This is a genomic window from Acidiphilium multivorum AIU301 (assembly GCF_000202835.1).
In the GTDB taxonomy this organism is placed as follows: Bacteria; Pseudomonadota; Alphaproteobacteria; order Acetobacterales; family Acetobacteraceae; genus Acidiphilium; species Acidiphilium multivorum.
Genome location: NC_015186.1, coordinates 507,129 through 529,006 on the forward strand (window position 1 = coordinate 507,129; position 21,878 = coordinate 529,006).

The following is a 21,878-nucleotide window of genomic DNA, read 5'->3' on the forward strand; positions in this document are numbered from 1 at the left end:
ATCACTGGACGATCACCTTCTTGCCGGTGCCGATCAGGCGCGAACACTCCTCCCGAATGCCGGCGAGAGCGGCATCGAGCTGTTCTTCGGTTTCGACCCCACCGGAGAAGTATCCACCCAACCGCACGGTCGCGACGCGATCGCCGTCGACAATGCGGTGGAGTTCTGCGATCGCGTCCTGAAGCCGAGCCTCACAGGCGTCCAGTTCCGAGCGGAGCTGAGGAATTGGTACGCGCACCTGATCCCGCGTTTTCCCTCGCAGCAACGGAGCCGCAAGCTTCTCCTGCTGGTCCTGATCGATGCCATCCCAGCCGGGAGTCTGCGCCAGCCGTTCAAGCGCATGCGTGTAGGCGTCAATGCGAGCGTCCAACGCTTCGTCGAAACGACGTGCGTACTCGGCATCGATAGCCGACGCGTGCTGCTCGATAAGCGGCAGCTCGCGGTAGAAAGTCTCCCGCGCCAGGAGATCCTCAAGCTCGGTGGCATCGGCACGCAGGTCGTCAGCTACATCCGCTTCGCCGCTGAGGAACGGCCAGGCCGATCGAAGGGCTTCTCGTGCCCGATCGAGATCGCGCAGCTTTGGTTCTGAAAGGGCCTGCTCAAGCTCGGTAGCGCGCTTGATGGCGTCCTTAATGGCGCGATGCGACGCATTGAAAGTCGCGATCGCATTGTCCTCGGATCCGCGCAGGACAGCCTTCATTTGTCCAATGGCGCCGTCGAGGACTGCAGCCCCCGGAAGCCGGTAGGCGATCAGCTGGGCATGCGCGGACGAGACCGGGTCTTCATGGCGGGCGATCTCCTTGCGGAGTTCCGAGACGATCGCGCCGGCGTTGAGCTCTTTGACCTCGCTACCGAACGTGTCACGGAAGGCCTCGGACGCCTTCACCAGCTCCTCGAATTCGATGCCCTTCTTCGGCCTGAACGACGCTTGGCGGAAGAAGTTGTTGTTTGAAAAAGTATCGCGGGCTTCGATCCCCGTCGCGGAGTCGATCGTCTGACCTTTGCTGGTGGCTTGGATTTTTCCTGCTCTCAGCAGCGAGAGCACCAGCAAGCGGACGACTTCGAAGTCCCAGCCGAACGGCTCCTTCGCCAGCTCATCGGCGAGATAGCGACCACTCGCGGTATCGCCGTAGTTGGCGCGTTCCTCGATACGTGAAAGCACCTCGGCCAGTGCGCCGCTTTCAACCCGGAAGACCGTCTTGCCCTTTTCGTCGCGTAAAAGGCCAAGGCTTCCGAACACGGACGGGAGGCCCTGAAGGTTCTCTGCGGTGAACAGGGCATCGAGGCCCTTCTTGACATCGGCAGGCTTCGCGGCAGCTTCCCTGAATCGATCGAACACCTCTGGCAGCACGTCGCTCAGAATTTCGGCGGCGCTCTTGCCCATGTCGACTGCCCGATCGCCCGGGCTGCGATCGTTACCGCGGAAGCTGACGCTGCCAGCGAGGCAGGCAGCTCTTACGAGCCGACGCAGCTCATCCTGGTGTCGCCTTTGCCGAATCTTCTCTTCGCCAATGAGCGCAGTTTCGTCTGCGGTCTTCGCTTCGCGCTCCTTCCGCGCCAACATCTCCTTGGAACGAAATAGCTCAACCGTCTCACGATCGATCGCGTCATTGAGGGCGACCGCCCAGAAGACGCTCTTACGCTCCTGTTGACTACGGGCACGAAGCTCCGCGGCGAGTGCCTGAAACGCTGCCCCATCCTCAGCGAGATGGACATGAAACATCATGTCGCCATCGACAATCTCACGTCCGTGGATCGCGAGGCCGGCCTTGAAGGTCTTCGTGTCGAATAGGGTGTGGGTTGGTTGCGGCTGCCAGAATCCGGCCAACACCTCGGAATAGATGCGATGCGCGTCACCGGGCTTCGGATTTATACCGTTACGAATGCGCTCCCAGTCGTCCTCCGCGGGTGTCGGGATACGGTATCCGTCATCGCCGAGGCGAACTTTGTTCGCCGCTTCGAGCTGGCGGAGTGCATCTTTCACCGCGGCGAGCTGGGAGTCTCCACCAACTCCGGGATGGAGGGCGGCCGATATATTTTCGGCTGTACGGTGGACACTCTTCACGTATTGCAGGAGGCAGATCACCTTCGCGACTGGCTGCGCGAGCGGATGGTCTAGCTCCTTGGAGATAGCGGAAATCTTCGCGCGAACCTCGGAACCGATATTGCCCTCGACGAGGTCGTAAACCTGGTCGAGCCTTGCGACGGAGCCAATCGGCTGGTCCGCGAGATTGACGGCCGGATTGATTAGGAGCTGCTGCGCCAGCTTGATGATCGTCCGGTTCGCCCCGCCGACGTGCTTGCTAGCACCGCCTTGCGTGCGCAGCCCTGACACCACCTGGATAATAAGATCGATCTGATAAGGCAGCAGCGGATAGAGATCGATGAAGCTGTCGCGGGTAAGTTCGGGCAGCTTAATGTCTGCGGTCAGACGCGTGTGCTCAGTGAACCGCCCACGGTGCTGATCGAAAAGCTCGCCCAGGGCTTTTTGCGCGGGTGCGTTTTTGGAGAGGACACGTCGGCTTGTAACCTCTGAAATGTCGGACGGCTCCAAATGGACCTGGAGCGGAAAACGGTCCATGAGCCGGGCAAGCTCGATCTTTTTGTCATCGAGCCCGCTGACGAGCTCGCCAAGCTTTTCCTGCGAGGTGACGACAATCCAGTGCTTGCCGCGCCCCTTGACGCCGAGACTCTGAACGACAGCCTGGAGGTCCAGCATCTTCTGGACATCTCGAGCGACAAACTGGCCGACTTCGTCCACGACGAACATAAGCGCCTGACCAGGCCGCCGACGCTTCATCAATTCATTTGCGCGTTCCGCCAGCTTCCCGGGCGAGATATCAGCCTTGTTCTTTACGGCCTTCACCCATGAATCTGCCATGGGATAAGTTTCTGGATCAAAGCTATGCAGAACCCGGCTGGCCTCGCTGAGGGCGAATGCGACTTTGCCTTTCTCGACGGACCATTCCTTCTTGAATAAACGCTCGTACTCGGCCTCGAAACCTTCGAGTTGCCCCTTTTCCTCCAGGGCGATCTCCAATTCCGAAAGATCGAGGTCCTTCGCATAACCAAGGCTCTGGAGAAAAAGACCGTACATGATCTCAGTCAGAGACTGATTGCCGCTTCTGATTCCTCTATCCGTTGAGACATCGAAAATCACGGCATGCGTGGGTATCTTTTCGTTTATTGCCTTCAGAAGAACCTGAAGTTTGTTGTCTCCCGTCCTCTGCCCGAACCGATCGCCCGCCGGAATTCCGGCCACTGGGCGGTTCTCGATCGACAACCCGAGCATCTTCGCAAAGCTGGATTTACCAGAACCAAAAAAGCCCGAAACCCAAATGGCAATGCCTTCGTGCGGTTTGTTCGGCGTCTCGCTATAGGCGTCAAAAATACTCGTGTAGTGGGACCTGATCGCGTCAGTGACTACGTACTCATTGATCTCGTCGCGCAGAATATCATCGCTGGTCTGATCGACCTTGATGACTTCTTCGATACGACGATGAATGTCGTTCGCAAAAAGGCTTTTGATCGGTTCATTGGCCATCGCTGATTTCCCGTCAAAAGATCTTTGGGCGATAGTTGTGCTCAGCTGCCAGCACGCCCATGAAGCGGAGCCCGGCAGCGCCGTCGAGATCGCCCGGATAAAACAAAATCGTCGGCACCGTGACCCGCCCTTTCAGCTGTTCCAACAATGAGAATGTCCGGTAGACGGGGAACAAAGCGCCAGTGCGCTGAATGAAGACAATGTCACTGAGCGGGTCGGGATCGTGGGGCATCTGCGCGGCGACGAGGTCCACCAGTGGCGCATATTCAGAGAGGACTGAATGCACGGTCTCTACAATCGTGTCGGTGCCTTGATCGCGTTCTGCAGAAAACCAATCCTCGAGTGGCCGTTGTGACCGCATTGCCGCGTCCAAGCATCGGGCCAACGATATGTGACTGACGCGCTTTCCTTTTTGAGTGAGCCGGGTCTCAAGCAAGCTGATTTGTTTGCGCAGCTCGAATTCTTCCTCAGGGTCATATCGGAAAAGCGCATACGGCATGTCATGGTACGCGCTGAGCCGCTCACGAGGGTCCGCCAATTCCAGAATCGGTTCGAGGCTGGACTTGATGCGCTGCATCAGATCGCTCATGCCACCATCCTTTTCGCATACTCGCAGGCATTGGCGCACGGCAAGCTGAGTTGAACGAGGCTGCCGGCGATCTGATAGTCCACCTTCTGATACTGATGAAGACGAAGTAATTCACGCTCTACATCTGAGGGCAGCATCAGAAACATCCGCCATTCCGCAGTTTCAAGAACCTTTCGAGGATTACGTGTCTCTTCACGAAGAGCGTACAGAATGTAAAGGAAGCTCCGTTCGGGGAGATGGTAACTGGCAAATTCTTTGGTCGAGCTCCCGCGAAGCAAGCCGAAATCGACCGCCATCTTAAGGAGCGCGGCAGAGACGCGATTGAGAGTCGTGTCACTCCAGGCGTGCTCAATGATCCCGCCACGGCGTCCAACGCTGCGGAGATGCTCGTAGACGTCCTCAGTCCGAACGCGGTAGGTGCCCGACACAAAAGTTGGGAAGAGCCAGTTGATCAAAAAATCCCGCAATAAAAACTCATCGCGTGTGACGTGCCACAGAAGTATTGGCTTCCACTCGTCGATAGGGCACCCGTTCTTCGCCAGAAGCACCAGGGCGCGATCGCGGTTAACTGGATCAAATCGCCGATTCAGCACTTTCGCAACATCGCGAAGCCAAGTGGTTGAGCCCGCTCCAATGAAATTATCACTTCTGAGTCGATCAAGGTTCGCTTTCTTGGATGCACCAAAGTCCCATGCAGCAAAGACGGCATAGGTTTCGGCAATCATCGCTCCCTTGATGAGTGTGAACGACGAGACGACGTGGGATCTCGCGGCCGGCGTCATGGGTTATCCAGGCGCGCGTAGGGAACCGCGAGTGAGCCTGGCTCACCGCGTGCGAAGCCGAGCGCAAGAAGTTCCATGTCCAGATTCGTGCCGGTAAAGCCCCCCGGCAACGGGACTGCCCGCCCTTCCGACGACCGCCGCATACGTGGAAAAAGGTCGGCCCCAGCGTCAGAGATCAAACTGAACGATTCGAGTGCCGCCTTCAGATCTGGCTCCTTCAATGCCTCGATTTGGAGGAAAAAGGGGTTCCATTGATCGGCACGATCGAGGCAATGCTCCCAATGAACGTCAAACTCTTCTTCGATTGCCTCGGGAAGTTGCCAGAGCGTTACGCCATGCGGTGGATCGAAAACTTCACGGCATCGAAAAGCCGCCACCGCAAAGACAGACCGCGCCTGTGCGAAGTAGTGGGTCCGCGGGAATCCGCGTCGGACAGCTGCGGTTCCAAGTCGGCTAAGCTGGCCCCTTGTATTCCACCATTTCGCCAGATCCATCTCGCCCACCCGGCCGGCGACCAGACGCAGCTTCAACAGCCTATCAAAGTCTATCCCTGCGGTTGTCATTCGATCACCTCCCCGCAGAGATATGCAAAGAAGCGCAAGCCGGATCTGCGAATCGGGGAGAGGGGCGCGCCGGCGAAGCAATGGATCGACATCTCAGGTCCTTCCCTCGTCCCGGCTGCTTGCTTTTTGCTGCTCAATCCACCTGTCGATGTCTACACGCTGAAACCGCCACTGGCCGCCGACCTTGAAGGCGGGCAGCTGGCTCTTCTGGGCCATCGTGTAGACGGTCTTCTCGGCGACCTTGAGCAATTGGGCCACCTCCGGCAGCGTTAGAATTTCGTCCGGCATAAACCGGCCCTCTCGTCGCAAAGGATAGCAGAATTTGCCAGAATTTAGTACGAGTTGCCAAGCCCTATCCGCTGGATTTTCGGGTGCGTCCAGGTCGCCGCAGAGTCGCAGGAACCAAGAGTCTGTCAGGGCCGGCAGACGCGGTCCCGTCGGTCCCGGGGCCGAGGCCACCGGCGATCGTCACTCCGCCCGATAATGGGGGTGAGAGAGCTGCGCCGATGCCGGCGCCAACCGCAGCGGTCCAAATTGTCAGGGTGATCGGCGTTCTGCCGCCGGAGCTATGGAATCGCCTTGGGACAAAGATCCTTCCGAAGCTTCGGGCGGGAGCCGAGTTGAAGATTGGCCTAGATTTTTCGGCGGCCGTATCGGCGGATGTCGCGGCAGTGCTTATGGCGGATCTGAGGCAAATTCTACAGGAACTTGGATTGGCCGATCAGGTCCAGGTTCAGTAGCGACCTGGCCGCGGCTTCCCGGGGCTCGGGCATGTCAACGGCGCGTCGACGATCCTGCATCGCGATCGCGGCCGTCAAGAAGGGCCACGACCTTGGCGGACACCCTGTCGGCAGCCACACGCAGAGCTTCGTCTATATGCACGTATCGCTGCGTCACGCCTCGGGCTGCGTGCCCGAGCAGGGCGGCGATCGTCAGTTCCGAGAAACCGAGATCTCCAGCCACGCTGGCGAAGGTATGACGCAGCGTGTGGGGCGTCACATCGGTCAGTCGTGCGGCGCCACACACCCTTTCGAGCACCCGCACGACGCCGATGAAATGCCCGTTTCCCCAGTCTGCCGGGAACACATATGGCGAGCCGTCAGTGACCGGCTGCGCGAGAATGAGATCGATGGCGGCTTGACCCACGACGCGCATCTGCGGGCCGGTCTTGGTTTCTGGAAGCCGAATGGCCCGCTGTTCCGCATCCACCCAGGCGCGCTGGAGGGCAAGGCACTCCATGCGCCGGAATCCCGTGAGCAGTAGGAGCCGGATCGCGGCAAGCCCCGTTGGGTGCTCGCCCTCGGCGGCAAGGGTCCGCATGGCTTCACCCAGGCGCGCTATCTCGACGCTGCTCAAGCGTCGCTCTCGCGGGGCACTGGCCAGCTTTCGCACGCCCCGTGCCGGGTTGCTCTCGATTTTTCCCCAACGCACAGCGTGCTCAAAGATCGAGTGCAAAGACGAGACCGTGCGGGCCGCGACTCCCTCGCCACCGATCGGCGTGCCGCCGCGTGGCCCTGCTCGACCCTTCGCCGTCTTGCCGGCGGCAATGTCGGCCTGCATCGCCTCGATATCCCCAAGCTTCAGGCTCGAAACCCGTCGGTCACCCAAAAGCGGCCGGATATGTGTTTCGATGCGACTCTTGTCCATCGTCAGGGTGGACGCCCTTATCGGCCGCCGGCGCCGGCCGAGAATGCGCCCTGCGTTGGCTTCCAGGAGATACCAGTCGCAGATCTGGCCCACCGTCGTGGTGCTGCCGTCGGGCTCGACCGGCGCCGCTGGGTCGACTCCCTTGGAGACCGCGACCAGCTTCTCACGGGCGATGACCCGGGCCTGCTCGACGGTCATCAGCCCGTAGTGCCCGATGACCGTGCGCCGGTGCTTTCCCTCCGGGGTTCGGTACTGGACGATGAAGCTCTTGCGGCCACCTGGACTGGCTCGGACACCGAAGCCCTTGAGCTCTCCGTCCCACAGGAACCGTTCCGAACCTTCGATCCCAACCTTCGAAGGTTTTAACGCATCCACCGCGCGCTTCGTGAGCTTTTCCATGGCAGACCAATAGGTTACCGGAATTCTGCTTCCAATGAGGGCATTATAGCGGCTCCGGACCCAATATGGAAGCAGTTGGAAGCAAGTCGGGGCGTATAGGAGGGTGTGATCCGCGGTGTGTGCGGTATCAGAAATCACTATAAAACAGCATATTATCGTGCTCCATCGTAGGCCCGGCTACGGCGTCGAAAGCGTCTCGGCGACCTTGCCAAGGTTGGGGTCGAGGGTTCGAATCCCTTCGCCCGCTCCAGATTTCAAACATACTTCCGGTATCTGAAGCGAACGAGTTGCGGTGATGTCGCTCGTCGTTTTCGCGCGCCGTCACATCCTGGCGCTGTCACCTGCCCGTGGGACAGTTTCATCACGTCGGCAGAATGCCTGGCGCGCGGCGGCGCGGCCGCGCCAGGGGGCGATGCCTGTAACCCCGGCGCCGGGGCGGCGCGTCAGCCGCGCAGCGTCGCCCCGGTTGCCTTGGCCACCGCCGCGACGATCTTCGCCGAAACGGCCTCGATCTCCGCGTCCGTGAGGCTTGTCTCGCGCGGTTGCAGGGTGACCGCGACGGCGAGCGACACCTTCCCCTCCGGCAGTTTCTCGCCGGCGTAGCGGTCGAATAACGCGACGTTGGCGATCAGCGTGCGCTCGGCGCCCTTCGCCGCGCGCAGCACGGCCTCGGCCGTTACCGTGGCATCGGCGATGAAGGCGAAGTCGCGGCGGAGCGGCTGGAACTGCGGCAGCGACGGCGCGGCCTTGCGCCGCCGCTTCGGATCGGCGATCGCGCCCAGATCCAGCTCGAACGCCACGCTGCCTTCCGGCAGGTCGAGCGCGGCGCATAGCGACGGGTGCAGCGCGCCGAACCAGCCGAGCCGGGTCTTCGGCCCCTGGCGCAGCGTGCCGGAGCGGCCCGGATGATAATGCGCCGGCGCGTCGGCCGTCACCGTCACCGCATCGAGCGGGACGCCGAGTTCGCCGAGCACGGCGATGGCGTCCGCCTTGGCATCCCACAGATCGGCCGGACGCGCCGGCTCGACCCAGGACAGCGGGGTCCGTCCGGCGCGCAGCCCCGCGGCGACGAGATCCTGCCCGTCTGGCGAGACGTCGCGATAGGCCGGGCCGATCTCGAAGAGCGCGATGTCGCCATGGCCGCGGGCGGCATTGCGCGCGGCGGCGAGGGCGATGGTCGCCAGCGGGGTCGGCCGCATCTGGTCGAGATCGGCGGCGATCGGGTTCTTCAGCGCGAGCGTGGCGGGGGTTGCGCCGAATCGCCCGGCGGTCGCGCGGTCGAGGAAGCTGAAGGTCACGCATTCGGCCATGCCGCGCGCGGCGAGAACGCGGCGGGCGCGCACCGTGCGGGCCTGGCGCGGGGTGAGCGAGGCCGAGGGCACCGGTGCAGCGCCGGGCAGCGAGACCGGCTCGATCCGGTCCAGCCCATCGATCCGCAGCACTTCCTCGATCAGGTCGACTTCCGGCTCGATCGTCCGTGCGCCGAGGCGAGCGGCCTCGGCGGTCGCCGCGGCGAGGCCGCCATGCTGGTCGAGCGCGCTGCCGCCGGGCAGGTCGGCCGCCGCGATATCGTTGCGCCAGCTCGGCACCGCGACGGTGATCGACGCCGCATCGCGGGCGACGCCGGCAAAGCCGAGCCGGTCGAGGATGTCCGCGGCGCGGTCGGGTGTGATGGTCGAGTGGCCGAAACTGGCGAGGCGCTCGAAGCGCATCGTCGCGGTGCGGTGCCAGTCGGGCTTCGCCCCCGCCTCGGTGATCTCCGAGGCGGCGCCGCCGCACAGCTCGATCACCATCGCGGTCGCCGCATCGAGGGCGGCGGGCAGCAGCGCGAAATCGATGCCGCGCTCGAAGCGCTGCCGCGCGTCGGAATGGATGCCGGTGCGCTGGCCGGTGAGGGCGATCCGCACCCGGTCGAACAGGGCGCATTCGATGAACACGTCCCGCGTGGTCTCGTCGCACCCCGTCGCCTCGCCGCCGACGATCCCGGCGAGCGACTGCGCGCCCGCCGCATCGGCGATGACGCAGTCATCCGCCGTCGCGGTCACGTCCCTGCCGTGCAGGCCGCGGAAGCTTTCCCCCGCGCCGCGCCGCAGGGTGAGTGCGTCGCCGGCAATCTTGCCGACGTCGAACACATGCAGCGGCCGGCCGAGATCGAGGGTGAAGAAATTGGTGATGTCGACCAGCGCGTTGATCGGCCGCAGCCCGACCGATTCGAGGCGACGCTTCAGCCAGTCCGGGCTTTCGCCGTTGCGCACGCCGCGCACGGTGCGCCCGAGCACCCAGGGGCAGGCTTCCGGATAGGCGTTCTGCCAGGCAATCGAGCTCGCCCCGGCTGCGGCGATAGGCGGCGGCGCCCAGGGCTTCAGCGTGCCGAGCCCGGCGGCGGCGAGATCGCGCGCGACGCCGCGCACCGCGAAGGCATCGCCGCGATTGGGTGTGACGCCGATCTCGATCACCGGATCGTCGAGCCCGGCCCAGCGGGCATAGGGCGTGCCCACCGGCGCGTCGTCCGGCAGGTCGATGATGCCGTCATGGCTGTCGCCGAGGCCGAGTTCGCGCTCGGAGACCAGCATCCCGGCCGAGGGAACGCCGCGGATCTCGCCGACCTTGAGCGTGATGCCGGTGCCCGGCACGAAACTGCCCGGCGGCGCGAAGACGGCGCGCATGCCGGTGCGCGCGTTCGGCGCGCCGCAGACCACGCTGACCTCGGTGCCGTCGCCGGGATCGACGCGGCAGACCCGCAGCCGGTCGGCGTTCGGGTGCTGCGTCGCCTCGATCACGCGGGCGATGCGGAACGGCGCGAGGCTCGCGCCCCGATCGGCGATGCTCTCCACCTCCAGCCCGATGGCGGACAGCGTTTCGGCGATGGCATCGAGCGAGGCATCGGTGTCGAGATGCGTCTTGAGCCAGGAGAGGGTGAATTTCATCGTGCGTCCCCTTCGTGCAGGGTCACCGGCGCCAGCGGCGAGGTGCCGTAATGCGCGAGCCAGCGCACGTCGCTCTCATAGAAAGTACGGAGGTCGGGGATACCGTGCTTGAGCATGGTGATGCGCTCGACCCCCATGCCGAAGGCGAAGCCCTGGAATTCCCGCGGGTCGAGCCCGCAATTCGCCAGCACGTTGGGATGGATCATGCCGGCGCCGAGGATTTCCAGCCAGTCGCTGCCGCCGCCGATCTCGCCGGACTTGCGGTCCCAGGCGATGTCGACCTCCATCGAGGGTTCGGTGAAGGGGAAATAGCTGGAGCGGAAGCGGGCCTTGAGGTCCGGCCGCTCGAAGAAGGCGCGCAGGAAGTCGATCAGGCAGCCCTTGAGATGGGCGAGGGTGATCCCGCGGTCGATCACCAGCCCCTCGCATTGGTGGAACATCGGGCTGTGCGTGGCGTCGTGGTCCGAACGGTAGGTGCGGCCCGGCACGATCACGCGGATCGGCGGCGTCTCGGCCAGCATGGTGCGGATCTGCAGCGGCGAGGTGTGGGTGCGCAGCACGACGGGGCGGCTGCCGGCCGCGGCGTCGAGATAGAACGTGTCCATCATCGCGCGGGCCGGGTGGTGCGAGGGGATGTTGAGGGCGCCGAAATTGTGCCAGTCATCCTCGATGTCCGGTCCTTCCTTCACGCCGAAGCCCATGGCGCCGAACAGGGCGGTGAGTTCCTCCATGGTGCGCGAGATCGGGTGGATCGTGCCGGCGCGGTCGGGCCGGCCGGGAAGCGTGACGTCGATGCGCTCGGCGGCGAGCCGCGCGGCGAGGGCTTCCGCCTCCAGCACCGCCCGGCGCGCATCGAGCGCGGCCGAGATGGCGGTCTTGAGCGCGTTCACCTCGGCGCCGACGCGCTTGCGTTCGTCCGGCGTCAGGCTGCCGAGCGTCTTGAGCAGCGCTGTGACCTGCCCGGTCTTGCCGAGCAGGGCGATACGGACGGCGTCGAGCGCAGCCGGATCGCCGGCGGCGGCGATGGCTGTGCGGGCTTGGGATTCGATGGTCGGCAGATCGTCGGACATGGCCGCGCAGGGAGCGTGAAGCGGGCGAAATGTCAAGCAAACGCGGCGCATGGCGCGGGCGGCAAGAAAAAACCTCCGGACGAGGCCCGGAGGTTTTCAGCAACTGATAAAATCGCGATTAAAAAAGAACCGAAAGCATTGAAACCTGTTTTGCAAGCAGCGGAAGTCGCGGTCACCGATCGGACCAGGGATATTCCCTGATGTGTGCCAGAGGTTGCAACCCCTGCGCGTATCGAAAAACATCCGGTTCGGGACGGAGTCCGCGGTAATTTGTTGTTAAGGAGGTGGATAGAACGTTAATTGCGATCAATCTATATATCAAAGGTAGAAAACTCGGCGACAGGCAGTTTTATTTTCTCTAAATTATATCAAAATATGAGGCAGAATTTTATTTAAAAAACGAGCGTGACCGGTTAGAACGCGGTCACGCTCGAAGTTCGAGCCGGCAGATTTCGCCAGCTTTCAGGGAGGAAACGGAGACCAACGGCCTCTCTTTCCGTTTAGTGTTCAAAAGTTAATAATAAGTTTTCAGGGCGGAATATTTCATGTCCTTCTGTCATCAAAGATGCAGTTTTGCTGACAGGCTGTGTCAAAAAAGTCGCGTTGCCGGGAAATGACATCCAATCACGGGCGGATGATCGGCTTTGCCCCGAAAGCCCGCTTGAACGGTCTTCGCAATGTGAATAGATGATTGTTACGCGAAATGGTCAGGCCGAAATATCGGCCCGGACGTTTGCGCCGGTTGGTTCAACCGGTTGACGGGGCTTGGTCCGGCAGCGGATCAGGTTGCGCTGTCGGCCGGCGAACCAGCGTCTCGGCTACCAGTTTCCACGTATCGGCATGACGCCGGTGCGTCAAATCACAGGCACCCAACATCGGGACGGTACACATGAATATCAAAGCTCTGGGCGCACTCGCGGCTGTTGCCCTGCTTGCGGCGTGCTCCAACGCCCCCAAGACCACTGCCATGGCGACTGGTTCCGGCGCGACCGCCGCGCAGTCCGGGCCGGCTCCGGGCAGCGAGCAGCAGCTTGTGGCCGACGTGGGCGACCGCGCCTTCTTCGGCTTCAACAAGTCCAACCTGACCGGCGCCGACAAGGCGACGCTCGACCGCCAGGCGAGCTGGCTCGCGAAATACCCGAATGTCGACGTGCTGATCGCCGGCAATGCCGATCCGCGCGGCACCGAGGCCTACAACCTCGCGCTCGGCGCGCGCCGCGCCCATGCCGCGCGTGATTACCTGGTCGCCAAGGGCGTCGCCGCGTCGCGCATCCAGACCGTTTCCTACGGCAAGTCGTGCCTGGTTTCGCCGGGCAACACCGAGCAGGACTACGCGCAGGACCGCGTGGCCATCACCTCGGTGCAGGGTTTCAACCCGCAGCACTGCCACTGACCATTCCGCCGGGGCACAAGCTCCGGACGGCGTGACGGAATCGATCGGCGGCCCGGCTCATCCGGGCCGCCGATTTGCTTTCCGCGGCCCCGGTGCTTCAATGCCGCCGCCGGTTGCACTACATACGCGCGGGGCGCATTCCGGCGCGCCCGCAGAACGAGGAAACCGATGCGCCGTCCCATGCTGAAGACCCTGTACGCCGCCGGTGTCGCCGTGGCGATCCTTCTCCCCGCCGCGGCCCGGGCCCAGATGATCACGAGTCGCGAGGGGATCGCCCTCGAAAACCAGATCCTGGAACTGAAGCACCAGATCCGGACCATGCAGACGGGGGGCGGGAATGGCAGCTCGGTGCTCGGCGCGCCCGCGCCCTCCGCGCCGGAGCGTTCGGGCCAGGCGCCATCGAGCGATCTCGTGGCCTCGCTTCTCGATCGTGTCCATACGCTAAACGGCGAGGTTCAGGACCTGCGCGGCCGGGTCGACACGCTGGAGCACGAGGTCGCCACCCAGCATGACGAGATCAAGCAGGAAATCGGCAACCTGAAGTTCCAGCTCGAACAGGGCGGCAAGCCGGGCTTCCAGACGCCGGCGAATGCCGCGGAGGGCGCGCCCCCGGCCGCGCCGTCATCGGCGCAAGAGCCGCACACCCTTGGCACGTTGCCGCGGGAGCCGGCCCGACCGACGCCGGAGACGGCCGCGCCCGCGCGCGCCGAGGCCTCGCTCGGGGCGGCGAGGGCGGCCCTGTCCCATCACGACTACAGGGCGGCGGAAGCCGATGCCCATGCCGTGATCGCCAAACAGGGCAAGCAGGCCGGCCATGGCGAGGCCTCGCTCATTCTCGCGCAGTCGCTGTTCCATCAGGGGCGGCATCAGGAGGCCGCGATCGCCTTCGACGATGCCTATAATGCCGATCGGGCCGGGCCGCACGCGCCCGATGCGCTGCTCGGCCTCGCGAATTCGCTCACCGCGATCCATCAGAATCAGGAAGCCTGCGACACGCTCGACTCGCTGACCAGCCAGTTCTCGTCGCCGTCGCCGTCGCTCAAGGCCCGGGTCGAGGCGGCGCGGCGAAGGGCCGCCTGCCACTGACCGCAGCCGAGGCCGACGGCCTGGGCCGCCATTTCGCCCGCGTGATGGCCGCGCTCGGGCCGTTCGGCGCGGCGCCGCGCGTGGCGGTCGGCGTGTCCGGCGGCGCGGACAGCATGGCCCTGACTTTGCTCGCCGCCTCCTGGGCACGGGAGCGCGGCGGCGACTGTCTCGGGCTCATCGCCGATCATGGCTTGCGTCCGGTATCGGCGGACGAAGCCTCCCTGACCGGGCGGCGACTGGCCGCGCTCGGCATCGGCTACCGGATCCTCCGCCTTCAGCTCGGTCCGGGCCCGGCCCTGCAGGCCCGCGCCCGCGACGCCCGCCACGCGTCCCTTGCGGCGGCGGCGCGCGGCGCGGGGATCGTGCATCTCCTGCTCGGCCATCATGCCGGCGATCAGGATGAATTGCGGGCGATGCGGGCGGCGCGCGGCCCGCGCGGGTTGGCGGGAATGGCAGGGTTTGCCGCGCGCGACGACATCGTGATCCTGCGCCCGCTGCTCGGGACGGACCCCGCCGTGCTGCGGGAATTCCTGAGCGGACGGGGCATCGGCTGGGTCGAGGATCCGTCCAATGCCGATGCGCGTTTCGAGCGAGTCCGGGTCCGGGCCACGCGGCGGCAAGCGGCCTTGGTGCCTCCGTCGCTCGATGCGGATCGCCGGGCCGCCGCCGAACGCGATGTGGCGGAAATCCTCGTCCGGGACGTTTCCCTCCGCCCGGAAGGCTGGGCGATCGTCCGCGCGGCGTCGCTCCCGGTGGAGGCGCTGGCCGTGCTGTTCCGCGTTCTCGGCGGCGCGGCCTATCCGCCGGCCCGGGCCGCGCTGGAACGCCTCGCGCCGGAATTGCGCCCGGCGACGCTGGGTGGCGTGCGGATCATGGCCGCCGGCCGCCATGGTCCCGGCTGGCTGCTGGTGCGGGAGGCGGCGGCCTGCGCGCCGCCGGTCGCCGCCGTCCGCGGGGCGGTCTGGGACGGGCGGTTTCGGGTGCGTGACGTGCCGCCGGGCGCGCGCACGATCGGCGCGCTGGGTGATTCGGCCGCGGAAATCGGGCGCCGGTCGGGCCTTCCCGCCGCGCTGCGGCGCACGCTGCCGGCCTTCTTCGGCGGGGATGGCGTGCTGTCCGTGCCGCATCTGGCGGGCGGCCCGGCATCGGCGGTCGTGTTCGCGCCGCAGGGGCCGGCCGCGGCCGCCCCGTTCGAGCCGGTGCCCTGTGGCTGACAGACCTGCACGTGGCGCTCACCGGCAGGATAGGAAAATTCGGGGGCATACCCATTTCCGATTAGGAGTGGCGAACTGTCCGCCGCCGTGCCAGAATGGACGGCGGTAAGGGTTGGCCTGAAATTTCGGCCGGTTTCCGCCGGCCCCCCGGTCTTGCGTGCCGGGGCGAACAGGACTGGATGAAGCTTGATGAACAATCTGGGGCGCAATCTGCTGGTATGGGTGATCATCGCACTGTTCTTCGTGCTGCTGTTCAACATGTTCCAGCCCACGACCGCAGAGAGCAACCACGGCACCCAGGTCGCCTATTCGACATTCGTGTCGGAGGTCAACGCGGGCAAGGTCGATCACGTCACCATCCGCGGACATGACATCACGGGCGCCCTCAAATCGGGGTCCACTTTCGAAACCTATGCGCCGGATGATCCGGGCCTGGTCAACACGCTGATCTCGAAGAAGGTCAGCGTCGTCGCCAAACCGCTGAATCCGCCGGAGAATCCGCTGCTGCACTATCTCGTGTCGTGGGCGCCGATGATCCTGCTGGTGGGCGTATGGATCTACTTCATGCGCCAGATGCAGGGGGGCGGCGGCCGCGCCATGGGCTTCGGCAAGTCGCGCGCGCGCCTGCTGACCGAGAAGCAGGGGAGGGTGACGTTCGAGGACGTCGCCGGCATCGAGGAAGCCAAGGGCGAGTTGCAGGAAATCGTCGACTTCCTGCGCGATCCGCAGAAATTCCAGCGATTGGGTGGCAAGATTCCGAAAGGGGTGCTGCTGGTCGGCCCGCCCGGCACCGGCAAGACGCTGCTCGCCCGCGCCATCGCCGGCGAGGCCAACGTGCCGTTCTTCACCATCTCGGGCTCCGATTTCGTCGAGATGTTCGTCGGCGTCGGCGCGAGCCGCGTGCGCGACATGTTCGAGCAGGGCAAGAAGAACGCCCCCTGCATCATCTTCATCGACGAGATCGACGCCGTCGGCCGCCATCGCGGCGCCGGGCTTGGCGGCGGCAACGACGAGCGTGAGCAGACGCTGAACCAGATGCTCGTCGAGATGGACGGGTTCGAGAGCAACGAGGGCGTCATCCTCATCGCCGCCACCAACCGGCCCGACGTGCTCGACCCGGCGCTGCTGCGCCCGGGCCGGTTCGACCGCCAGGTGGTGGTGCCGAACCCGGACGTGAACGGCCGTGAGCGCATCCTCAAGGTCCACATGCGCAAGGTGCCGCTGGCCGCCGATGTCGATCCCAAGGTGATCGCCCGCGGCACGCCCGGCTTCTCCGGCGCCGATCTCGCCAACCTGGTGAACGAGGCCGCACTGCTCGCCGCCCGCATGGGCAAGCGCGTCGTCGCCATGGCCGAGTTCGAATACGCCAAGGACAAGGTCATGATGGGCGCCGAGCGGCGCTCGATGGTGATGAGCGAGGACGAGAAGAAGATGACGGCCTATCACGAGGCCGGCCACGCGCTCTGCTCGATCTCGCAGAAGCACTGCGACCCCGTGCACAAGGCGACGATCATTCCGCGCGGCCGCGCGCTCGGCATGGTGATGAGCCTGCCGGAAGGCGACCGCTACTCGATGAGCAAGGCCAAGCTGCTCTCCGAACTGGTCAAGGCGATGGGCGGGCGCGCCGCCGAGGAGATCATCTTCGGGCCGGACAACGTGTCCAACGGCGCGTCGGGCGACATCAAGCAGGCGACCGACATTACCCGCCGGATGATCACCGAATGGGGCATGAGCGACAAGCTCGGCATGATCGCCTATGGCGACAACGGCCAGGAGCTGTTCCTCGGCCATTCGGTGACCCAGCACAAGAACGTGTCGGAGGCGACCGCGCAGGAGATCGACCGCGAGATCAAGCTGGTCATCGACCACGCCTACTCCGAGGCGCGGCGGATCCTGACCGAGCGGCTCGACGACCTGCACCGCCTGGCCAAGGGGCTGCTGGAATACGAGACGCTCAACGGCGACGAGATCCAGATCGTGCTGCGCGGCGAGCCGGTGGTCCGTCAGGTGGTGGACGAGCCGGCCCCGGACAGCCGCCGCGCCTCCGTGCCCACCGCGCAGAAGCCGGAAGTGCCGAAATCCGGCGGGCTCGGGCCGCTGCCGGCGCCGGGCTGAACGGCCCGGCCGGCAGGGCCGCGGGTTGACGGAAAAAGCCGGAGGCGGTCGCCTCCGGCTTTTTTCATGGTGCCCAGCCGCCCATATGCGGTTCCGAACCTATTTCGAACAGGAGCACGGGTATGAGTCTGAAGATTGGCGTGATCGGTCTTGGCCGGATGGGTGCTGCGATGGCGGCGCGGTTGATCGAGCGCGGCCATCAGGTCTGCGGCTGGAACCGGACGGCGGCGCGGGCCGAAGCGATCCAGGGGCTCGCGGCCAAGGCGTCGCCGGCGGAGGTGGCCATGTCGGCCGATTACGTTATCGTGATGCTGCTGGACGAGACGGCCTCGCGCGCGGCCTATCACGGCGAGGGCGGGCTGCTGAGCGCCAATCTGCAGCAGGCCCTCGTGATCGACATGAGCACGCTGAAGCCCGCCGACATGCAGGCCAATGCCGAGGCGGTCACCGCGCATGGCGGGCGTTTCGTGGCCTGCCCCGTGGGCGGCACGGTCGGCCCGGCGCGGTCGGGCAAGCTGCTCGGCCTTGCCGGCGGCGATGCCGCGACGATCGACGCCGCGAAGCCGGTTCTCGACGAGCTGTGCGACCGGATGGAGCGGTTCGACACGCCGCAGGCCGCGGCGGCGATGAAGCTCGCGGTCAACCTGCCGTTGCTGGCCGCGTTCCAGGCGCTGGGCGAGGCCGCGTTGATCACCCGCGATTACGGGATTTCGCCGGAACGGCTGCTCGGCATCATCGGCAAGAGTTCCGGCGGCGCACCTGCCTTTGCCACCCGCAGCGCCGCGATCATCACCGAGATGGGCGGCACGCGCAGCGAGTCGGTCGGCTTCTCGCTCGAGGCGGTCGAGAAGGATCTCCGCCTGATGGACGAGGCGGGCGATGCCGCCGGCTTCAACCTGAAACTGGTCGAATCGGTCCGCCGCGCGGCGCATGACGCCGTGCGCGAAGGCTGGGGCGACCGCGACCTCGCGGCGCTGGCGGCCTTCAACCTCCGCGCCTGAAGCTCAGCCGCCGCGCTTCTTCGCCCGCAGCGCCCCCATGGCCTCGATGAAGACCGGGTCGCGGTGCGCGGCGTCGAGGCCGGCGGCGAACGATTCGCCATCCAGCGTGCCGGCTGCGAGCCTGGCGATCGCCGCCTTCATGCCGCGCACGGCGAGGGGCGCATTGGCTTCCAGCCGGGCGGCGAGGGCGTCGACCGCCGCATCCAGCCCGTCCGCGGCTGCCAACTGGGTCAGGTAGCCGATCCGCAGCAGGGTTGCCGCATCGATCGCCTGCGCCGAGACGAAGAGCAGGCGTGTCGCGTCCGGCCCGATCCGCTCGACCGCGCGGGCGAGCCCCGAGCGGTAATAATGCAGGCCGATCCGCGCCGCCGGCATCAGCAGTTCCATGCCGGTCACACCGATGCGGAAATCGCAGGCGAGGGCGAGATCGACCGCGCCGCCATAGAGATTGCCGTGCAGCCGGGCGATGACCGGCTGGGGCAGGGCGGCGAGCGCCGTGCCCACGCGGCCGATGCCGCCCGGCCCGTCCTCGGCATCGCCGGTGTCGCCGCGCGAGAGCGCATCGAGATCGAAGCCGGCGCTGAAGACCGGTCCGGCGGCCTCGAACACGACGACGCGGACCGAATCGTCCGCCGCGAGCGTGGCGCAATGGCCGAGCAGGACGGCAAGATCGTCCGCGCCGAGCCGGTTGCGCAGGGCGGGGCGGTTCAGCCGCAGCCGGGCGATGGCGCCGTGGCGTTCGAGAATCGGGGGTGTTTCGGTCATGCAGATCTCCTCCGTGCCCCCGCAGTAGCGGAGCGGCGGCATTTGGACTATAAGACCGCTGTGCGCCGCTGGCGCATCTTCAGCCGGGAGATCGTCTCCCGGTCGTGATCGGAACGGCTCAGATCGTTCGGTTGCGCGCAACGCCGGGGTCTCTTCGGCGTTTCCGGCCACATGGCCCGTGGCTGTGACGAGACATCGCCCACAGCCCGACCCATGCCGCCCGAGACGCCGCGTCCCGCACCGCGCCGCCGATGATGTGGCCGTCCCGGTCCTGTTGTTGCAAGGACCGAATGATGTTTGACAAGTATTTCCGCAAGGAACTCGACTGGGGCGGGCGCAAGCTCATCCTCGAAACCGGCAAGGTTGCCCGCCAGGCCGATGGCGCCGTCGTCGCCTCCTATGGCGACACCGTGGTGCTCGCCACCGTGGTCGGCGCCCGCTCGGTGAAGCCGGGGCAGGATTTCTTCCCGCTCACCGTGAACTACCAGGAGAAATTCTACGCCGCCGGCCGGATTCCCGGCGGTTTCTTCAAGCGCGAAGGCCGCCCGACCGAGCGTGAGACGCTGACCTCCCGCCTGATCGACCGGCCGATCCGCCCGCTCTTCCCGCACGGGTTCCGCAACGAGGTGCAGGTCATCGTCAACGTGCTCAGCCACGACCTCGAGAACGAGCCGGACATCGTCTCGCTCGTCGCCGCCTCGGCCGCGCTGACCCTCTCCGGCATTCCGTTCTTCGGCCCGGTTGGCGCCGCCCGCATCGGCTATATCGACGGTGAATACATCCTGAACCCGACCTCCGCGCAGATTGCCGAAAGCCGGCTCGACCTCGTGCTCGCCGGCACGGAAGAGGGCGTGCTGATGGTCGAGTCCGAGGCGCACGAGCTGTCGGAAGAAACCATGCTCGGCGCCGTCACCTTCGGCCATGCGGCGTTCCAGCCGGTGATCCAGGCGATCATCGAGCTCGCCGAGCATGCCGCGAAGGACCCCTGGCCGCTGGTCGAGGAGAGCGACGAGGAGAAGGCGCTCGCCGCCCGCGTCGACGAACTCGCCCGCGAGGGCCTGCGCGCCGCCTATGCCGAGCGCGAGAAGACCGCCCGCCACGAGAAGATCGGCGCGGTGAAGGCCGCGGTGCTGGAGACGCTCGCCGCCGAGGAGCGGTCGGTCGAGAAGGCCAAGGGCATGTTCAAGGAGCTCGAGGCCGACATCGTCCGCAACGCGATCCTCGACAACGGCATCCGCATCGACGGGCGCGACACCCGCACCGTCCGCCCGATCCTCGCCGAGGTCGGCGTGCTGCCGCGCACCCACGGCTCCGCCCTGTTCACCCGCGGCGAGACGCAGGCCCTCGTGGTCGCGACCCTCGGCACCGCGCAGGACGAGCAGATCGTCGATGCGATCGAGGGCGAATACCGCGAGCGCTTCCTGCTGCACTACAACTTCCCGCCCTTCTCGGTGGGCGAGACCGGCCGCGTCGGCAGCCCCGGCCGCCGCGAAGTGGGCCACGGCAAGCTCGCCTGGCGCGCCATCCACCCGCTGCTGCCGGGCAAGGACAAGTTCCCCTACACGCTGCGCGTCGTCTCCGAGATCACCGAGAGCAACGGCTCCTCCTCGATGGCGACGGTGTGCGGCACCTCGCTCGCGCTGATGGATGCCGGCGTGCCGCTGCCGCGCCCTGTGGCTGGCATCGCCATGGGCCTGATCAAGGAGGACAAGGGCTTCGCCGTGCTCTCCGACATCCTGGGCGATGAGGACCATCTCGGCGACATGGACTTCAAGGTGGCCGGCACCGAGGCGGGCGTCACCAGCCTGCAGATGGACATCAAGATCACCTCGATCACGCCCGAGATCATGAAGATCGCGCTGGATCAGGCGAAGGACGGGCGCCTGCACATCCTTGGCGAGATGTCCAAGGCGCTGACCGGCGCGCGCGAGGGCGTGTCCGCCAACGCGCCGCGCATCACCGTGATCAACGTGCCGAAGGACAAGATCCGCGACGTGATCGGCACCGGCGGCAAGGTGATCCGCGAGATCGTCGAGTATTCGGGCTGCAAGATCGACATCGAGGACGATGGCACGATCAAGATCGCGGCCACCTCGGACGAGCAGGCGCAAAAGGCGATCGACCGCATCCGCTCGCTGACCTCCGAGCCGGAAGTCGGCCAGATCTACACCGGCAAGGTCGTCAAGATCGCCGATTTCGGCGCGTTCGTGAACTTCTTCGGCGCGCGTGACGGCCTGGTCCATATCAGCGAGCTGGCGCAGGGCCGCGTCGCCCGCACCGGCGATGTGGTGAAGGTCGGCGATACCGTGAAGGTGAAGATGATCGGGCTCGACGATCGCGGCAAGGTGAAGCTGTCGATGCGGGTGGTCGATCAGGCGACCGGTGCCGACATCTCCGACCAGGTCGGCGCCAAGGGTGGCCGGCGCGAAGACGCCGCCGAGTAACGCACGGGCAATCCCCGGTCAGGTGGCAGCACCTGGCCGGATGCGCGTTGCGGACCGAGGACAGGAACGGCCCCCGTGCGATCGCGCGGGGGCCGTTTCGCCGTTCGGCCGCAGGGTCAGATCTGGGAGGTCAGAACCGGATCGTGCGCGGCCGCGCGGCCGCGAGGCCGAAGCCGAGCGTGGGCGCCTGCAGGATCACCAGGAACGCGACCGACGGCCACCAGTGGCCGCTGAGCGTGTGGATCACCCCAAGCCCGAGCGGCCCCGCGATCGACACCGCATAGCCCACCATCTGCGAGAACGCCGACAGCGCCATGGCCTCGGCCGGGCCGCCGGTGC

The 21,878-nt window shown here is 65.6% G+C and carries 16 protein-coding genes; 7 read left to right on the forward strand and 9 right to left on the reverse strand.

What is annotated here, in order from left to right; translation table 11 throughout:
- Window position 1 precedes the first annotated feature (1 nt).
- From brxC to pheS, 8 genes are all read right to left on the reverse strand, one after another.
- Entirely contained in the window at window positions 2–3,544 is a 3,543-nt protein-coding gene (brxC, locus tag ACMV_RS02190; RefSeq protein ID WP_013639411.1) for a BREX system P-loop protein BrxC, read from the reverse strand.
- Window positions 3,545–3,557: 13 nt separating this feature from the next.
- Complete coding sequence (locus tag ACMV_RS02195) at window positions 3,558–4,133, reverse strand: BREX protein BrxB domain-containing protein (protein WP_041664625.1); 576 nt, start codon at window positions 4,131–4,133, stop codon at window positions 3,558–3,560.
- On the reverse strand, window positions 4,130–4,915 hold the full coding sequence (locus ACMV_RS02200) for a BrxA family protein (protein WP_013639413.1): 786 nt from the start codon (window positions 4,913–4,915) through the stop codon (window positions 4,130–4,132). Before ACMV_RS02200 ends, ACMV_RS02195 begins: the two co-directional genes overlap by 4 nt.
- Window positions 4,912–5,478: a BrxE family protein gene (locus ACMV_RS02205; RefSeq protein WP_041664626.1), complete on the reverse strand. Its 567-nt coding sequence runs from the start codon at window positions 5,476–5,478 to the stop codon at window positions 4,912–4,914. Before ACMV_RS02205 ends, ACMV_RS02200 begins: the two co-directional genes overlap by 4 nt.
- A gap of 93 nt (window positions 5,479–5,571) precedes the next feature.
- Window positions 5,572–5,766 carry a methylation-associated defense system helix-turn-helix domain-containing protein MAD1 gene (gene mads1, locus ACMV_RS02210; protein WP_013639415.1) on the reverse strand — a complete coding sequence of 65 codons (195 nt, stop codon included), beginning with the start codon at window positions 5,764–5,766 and terminating at the stop codon, window positions 5,572–5,574.
- Window positions 5,767–6,252: 486 nt separating this feature from the next.
- The gene (locus tag ACMV_RS02220; RefSeq protein ID WP_013639416.1) at window positions 6,253–7,524 is read right to left on the reverse strand and encodes a tyrosine-type recombinase/integrase; all 1,272 of its coding nucleotides are present in this window, start codon (window positions 7,522–7,524) and stop codon (window positions 6,253–6,255) included.
- 443 nt (window positions 7,525–7,967) lie between these two features.
- Window positions 7,968–10,451, reverse strand: a complete 2,484-nt coding sequence (pheT, locus tag ACMV_RS02230; RefSeq protein WP_013639417.1) for a phenylalanine--tRNA ligase subunit beta — start codon at window positions 10,449–10,451, stop codon at window positions 7,968–7,970.
- On the reverse strand, window positions 10,448–11,521 hold the full coding sequence (pheS, locus tag ACMV_RS02235) for a phenylalanine--tRNA ligase subunit alpha (RefSeq protein ID WP_007422748.1): 1,074 nt from the start codon (window positions 11,519–11,521) through the stop codon (window positions 10,448–10,450). Before pheS ends, pheT begins: the two co-directional genes overlap by 4 nt.
- A gap of 15 nt (window positions 11,522–11,536) precedes the next feature.
- Here pheS and ACMV_RS20695 point away from each other — a divergent pair, with 15 nt between their 5' ends.
- From ACMV_RS20695 to ACMV_RS02260, 6 genes are all read left to right on the forward strand, one after another.
- Window positions 11,537–11,722, forward strand: coding sequence for a hypothetical protein (locus ACMV_RS20695; protein WP_148360972.1), 186 nt, complete (start codon window positions 11,537–11,539; stop codon window positions 11,720–11,722).
- Window positions 11,723–12,410: 688 nt separating this feature from the next.
- On the forward strand, window positions 12,411–12,914 hold the full coding sequence (locus tag ACMV_RS02240; protein ID WP_007422749.1) for an OmpA family protein: 504 nt from the start codon (window positions 12,411–12,413) through the stop codon (window positions 12,912–12,914).
- Between the two features lie 180 nt (window positions 12,915–13,094).
- Window positions 13,095–14,000 carry a tetratricopeptide repeat protein gene (locus ACMV_RS02245; RefSeq protein ID WP_013639418.1) on the forward strand — a complete coding sequence of 302 codons (906 nt, stop codon included), beginning with the start codon at window positions 13,095–13,097 and terminating at the stop codon, window positions 13,998–14,000.
- A gap of 44 nt (window positions 14,001–14,044) precedes the next feature.
- Window positions 14,045–15,214 carry a tRNA lysidine(34) synthetase TilS gene (gene tilS, locus ACMV_RS02250; RefSeq protein WP_013639419.1) on the forward strand — a complete coding sequence of 390 codons (1,170 nt, stop codon included), beginning with the start codon at window positions 14,045–14,047 and terminating at the stop codon, window positions 15,212–15,214.
- 189 nt (window positions 15,215–15,403) lie between these two features.
- Complete coding sequence (gene ftsH, locus ACMV_RS02255) at window positions 15,404–17,329, forward strand: ATP-dependent zinc metalloprotease FtsH (protein WP_007421550.1); 1,926 nt, start codon at window positions 15,404–15,406, stop codon at window positions 17,327–17,329.
- 122 nt (window positions 17,330–17,451) lie between these two features.
- Window positions 17,452–18,330 carry an NAD(P)-dependent oxidoreductase gene (locus tag ACMV_RS02260; RefSeq protein ID WP_007421551.1) on the forward strand — a complete coding sequence of 293 codons (879 nt, stop codon included), beginning with the start codon at window positions 17,452–17,454 and terminating at the stop codon, window positions 18,328–18,330.
- A 3-nt stretch (window positions 18,331–18,333) separates the two neighbouring features.
- Here ACMV_RS02260 and ACMV_RS02265 read toward each other — a convergent pair whose 3' ends face one another.
- The gene (locus ACMV_RS02265) at window positions 18,334–19,095 is read right to left on the reverse strand and encodes an enoyl-CoA hydratase/isomerase family protein (protein WP_013639420.1); all 762 of its coding nucleotides are present in this window, start codon (window positions 19,093–19,095) and stop codon (window positions 18,334–18,336) included.
- Between the two features lie 293 nt (window positions 19,096–19,388).
- Between ACMV_RS02265 and pnp the strand changes: the two genes are divergently transcribed.
- Window positions 19,389–21,539, forward strand: coding sequence for a polyribonucleotide nucleotidyltransferase (gene pnp / locus ACMV_RS02270; protein ID WP_007421553.1), 2,151 nt, complete (start codon window positions 19,389–19,391; stop codon window positions 21,537–21,539).
- Window positions 21,540–21,878: the final 339 nt, after the last annotated feature.

Excerpts from the sequence above, each read along its gene's own strand:
- brxC (WP_013639411.1), bottom strand. The coding sequence starts at position 3,544 with ATGGCCAATGAACCGATCAAAAGCCTTTTTGCGAACGACATTCATCGT.
- ACMV_RS02195 (WP_041664625.1), bottom strand. The coding sequence starts at position 4,133 with ATGAGCGATCTGATGCAGCGCATCAAGTCCAGCCTCGAACCGATTCTG.
- ACMV_RS02200 (WP_013639413.1), bottom strand. The coding sequence starts at position 4,915 with ATGACGCCGGCCGCGAGATCCCACGTCGTCTCGTCGTTCACACTCATC.
- ACMV_RS02205 (WP_041664626.1), bottom strand. The coding sequence starts at position 5,478 with ATGACAACCGCAGGGATAGACTTTGATAGGCTGTTGAAGCTGCGTCTG.
- mads1 (WP_013639415.1), bottom strand. The coding sequence starts at position 5,766 with ATGCCGGACGAAATTCTAACGCTGCCGGAGGTGGCCCAATTGCTCAAG.
- ACMV_RS02220 (WP_013639416.1), bottom strand. The coding sequence starts at position 7,524 with ATGGAAAAGCTCACGAAGCGCGCGGTGGATGCGTTAAAACCTTCGAAG.
- pheT (WP_013639417.1), bottom strand. The coding sequence starts at position 10,451 with ATGAAATTCACCCTCTCCTGGCTCAAGACGCATCTCGACACCGATGCC.
- pheS (WP_007422748.1), bottom strand. The coding sequence starts at position 11,521 with ATGTCCGACGATCTGCCGACCATCGAATCCCAAGCCCGCACAGCCATC.
- ACMV_RS02240 (WP_007422749.1), top strand. The coding sequence starts at position 12,411 with ATGAATATCAAAGCTCTGGGCGCACTCGCGGCTGTTGCCCTGCTTGCG.
- ACMV_RS02245 (WP_013639418.1), top strand. The coding sequence starts at position 13,095 with ATGCTGAAGACCCTGTACGCCGCCGGTGTCGCCGTGGCGATCCTTCTC.
- tilS (WP_013639419.1), top strand. The coding sequence starts at position 14,045 with ATGGCCGCGCTCGGGCCGTTCGGCGCGGCGCCGCGCGTGGCGGTCGGC.
- ftsH (WP_007421550.1), top strand. The coding sequence starts at position 15,404 with ATGAACAATCTGGGGCGCAATCTGCTGGTATGGGTGATCATCGCACTG.
- ACMV_RS02260 (WP_007421551.1), top strand. The coding sequence starts at position 17,452 with ATGAGTCTGAAGATTGGCGTGATCGGTCTTGGCCGGATGGGTGCTGCG.
- ACMV_RS02265 (WP_013639420.1), bottom strand. The coding sequence starts at position 19,095 with ATGACCGAAACACCCCCGATTCTCGAACGCCACGGCGCCATCGCCCGG.
- pnp (WP_007421553.1), top strand. The coding sequence starts at position 19,389 with ATGTTTGACAAGTATTTCCGCAAGGAACTCGACTGGGGCGGGCGCAAG.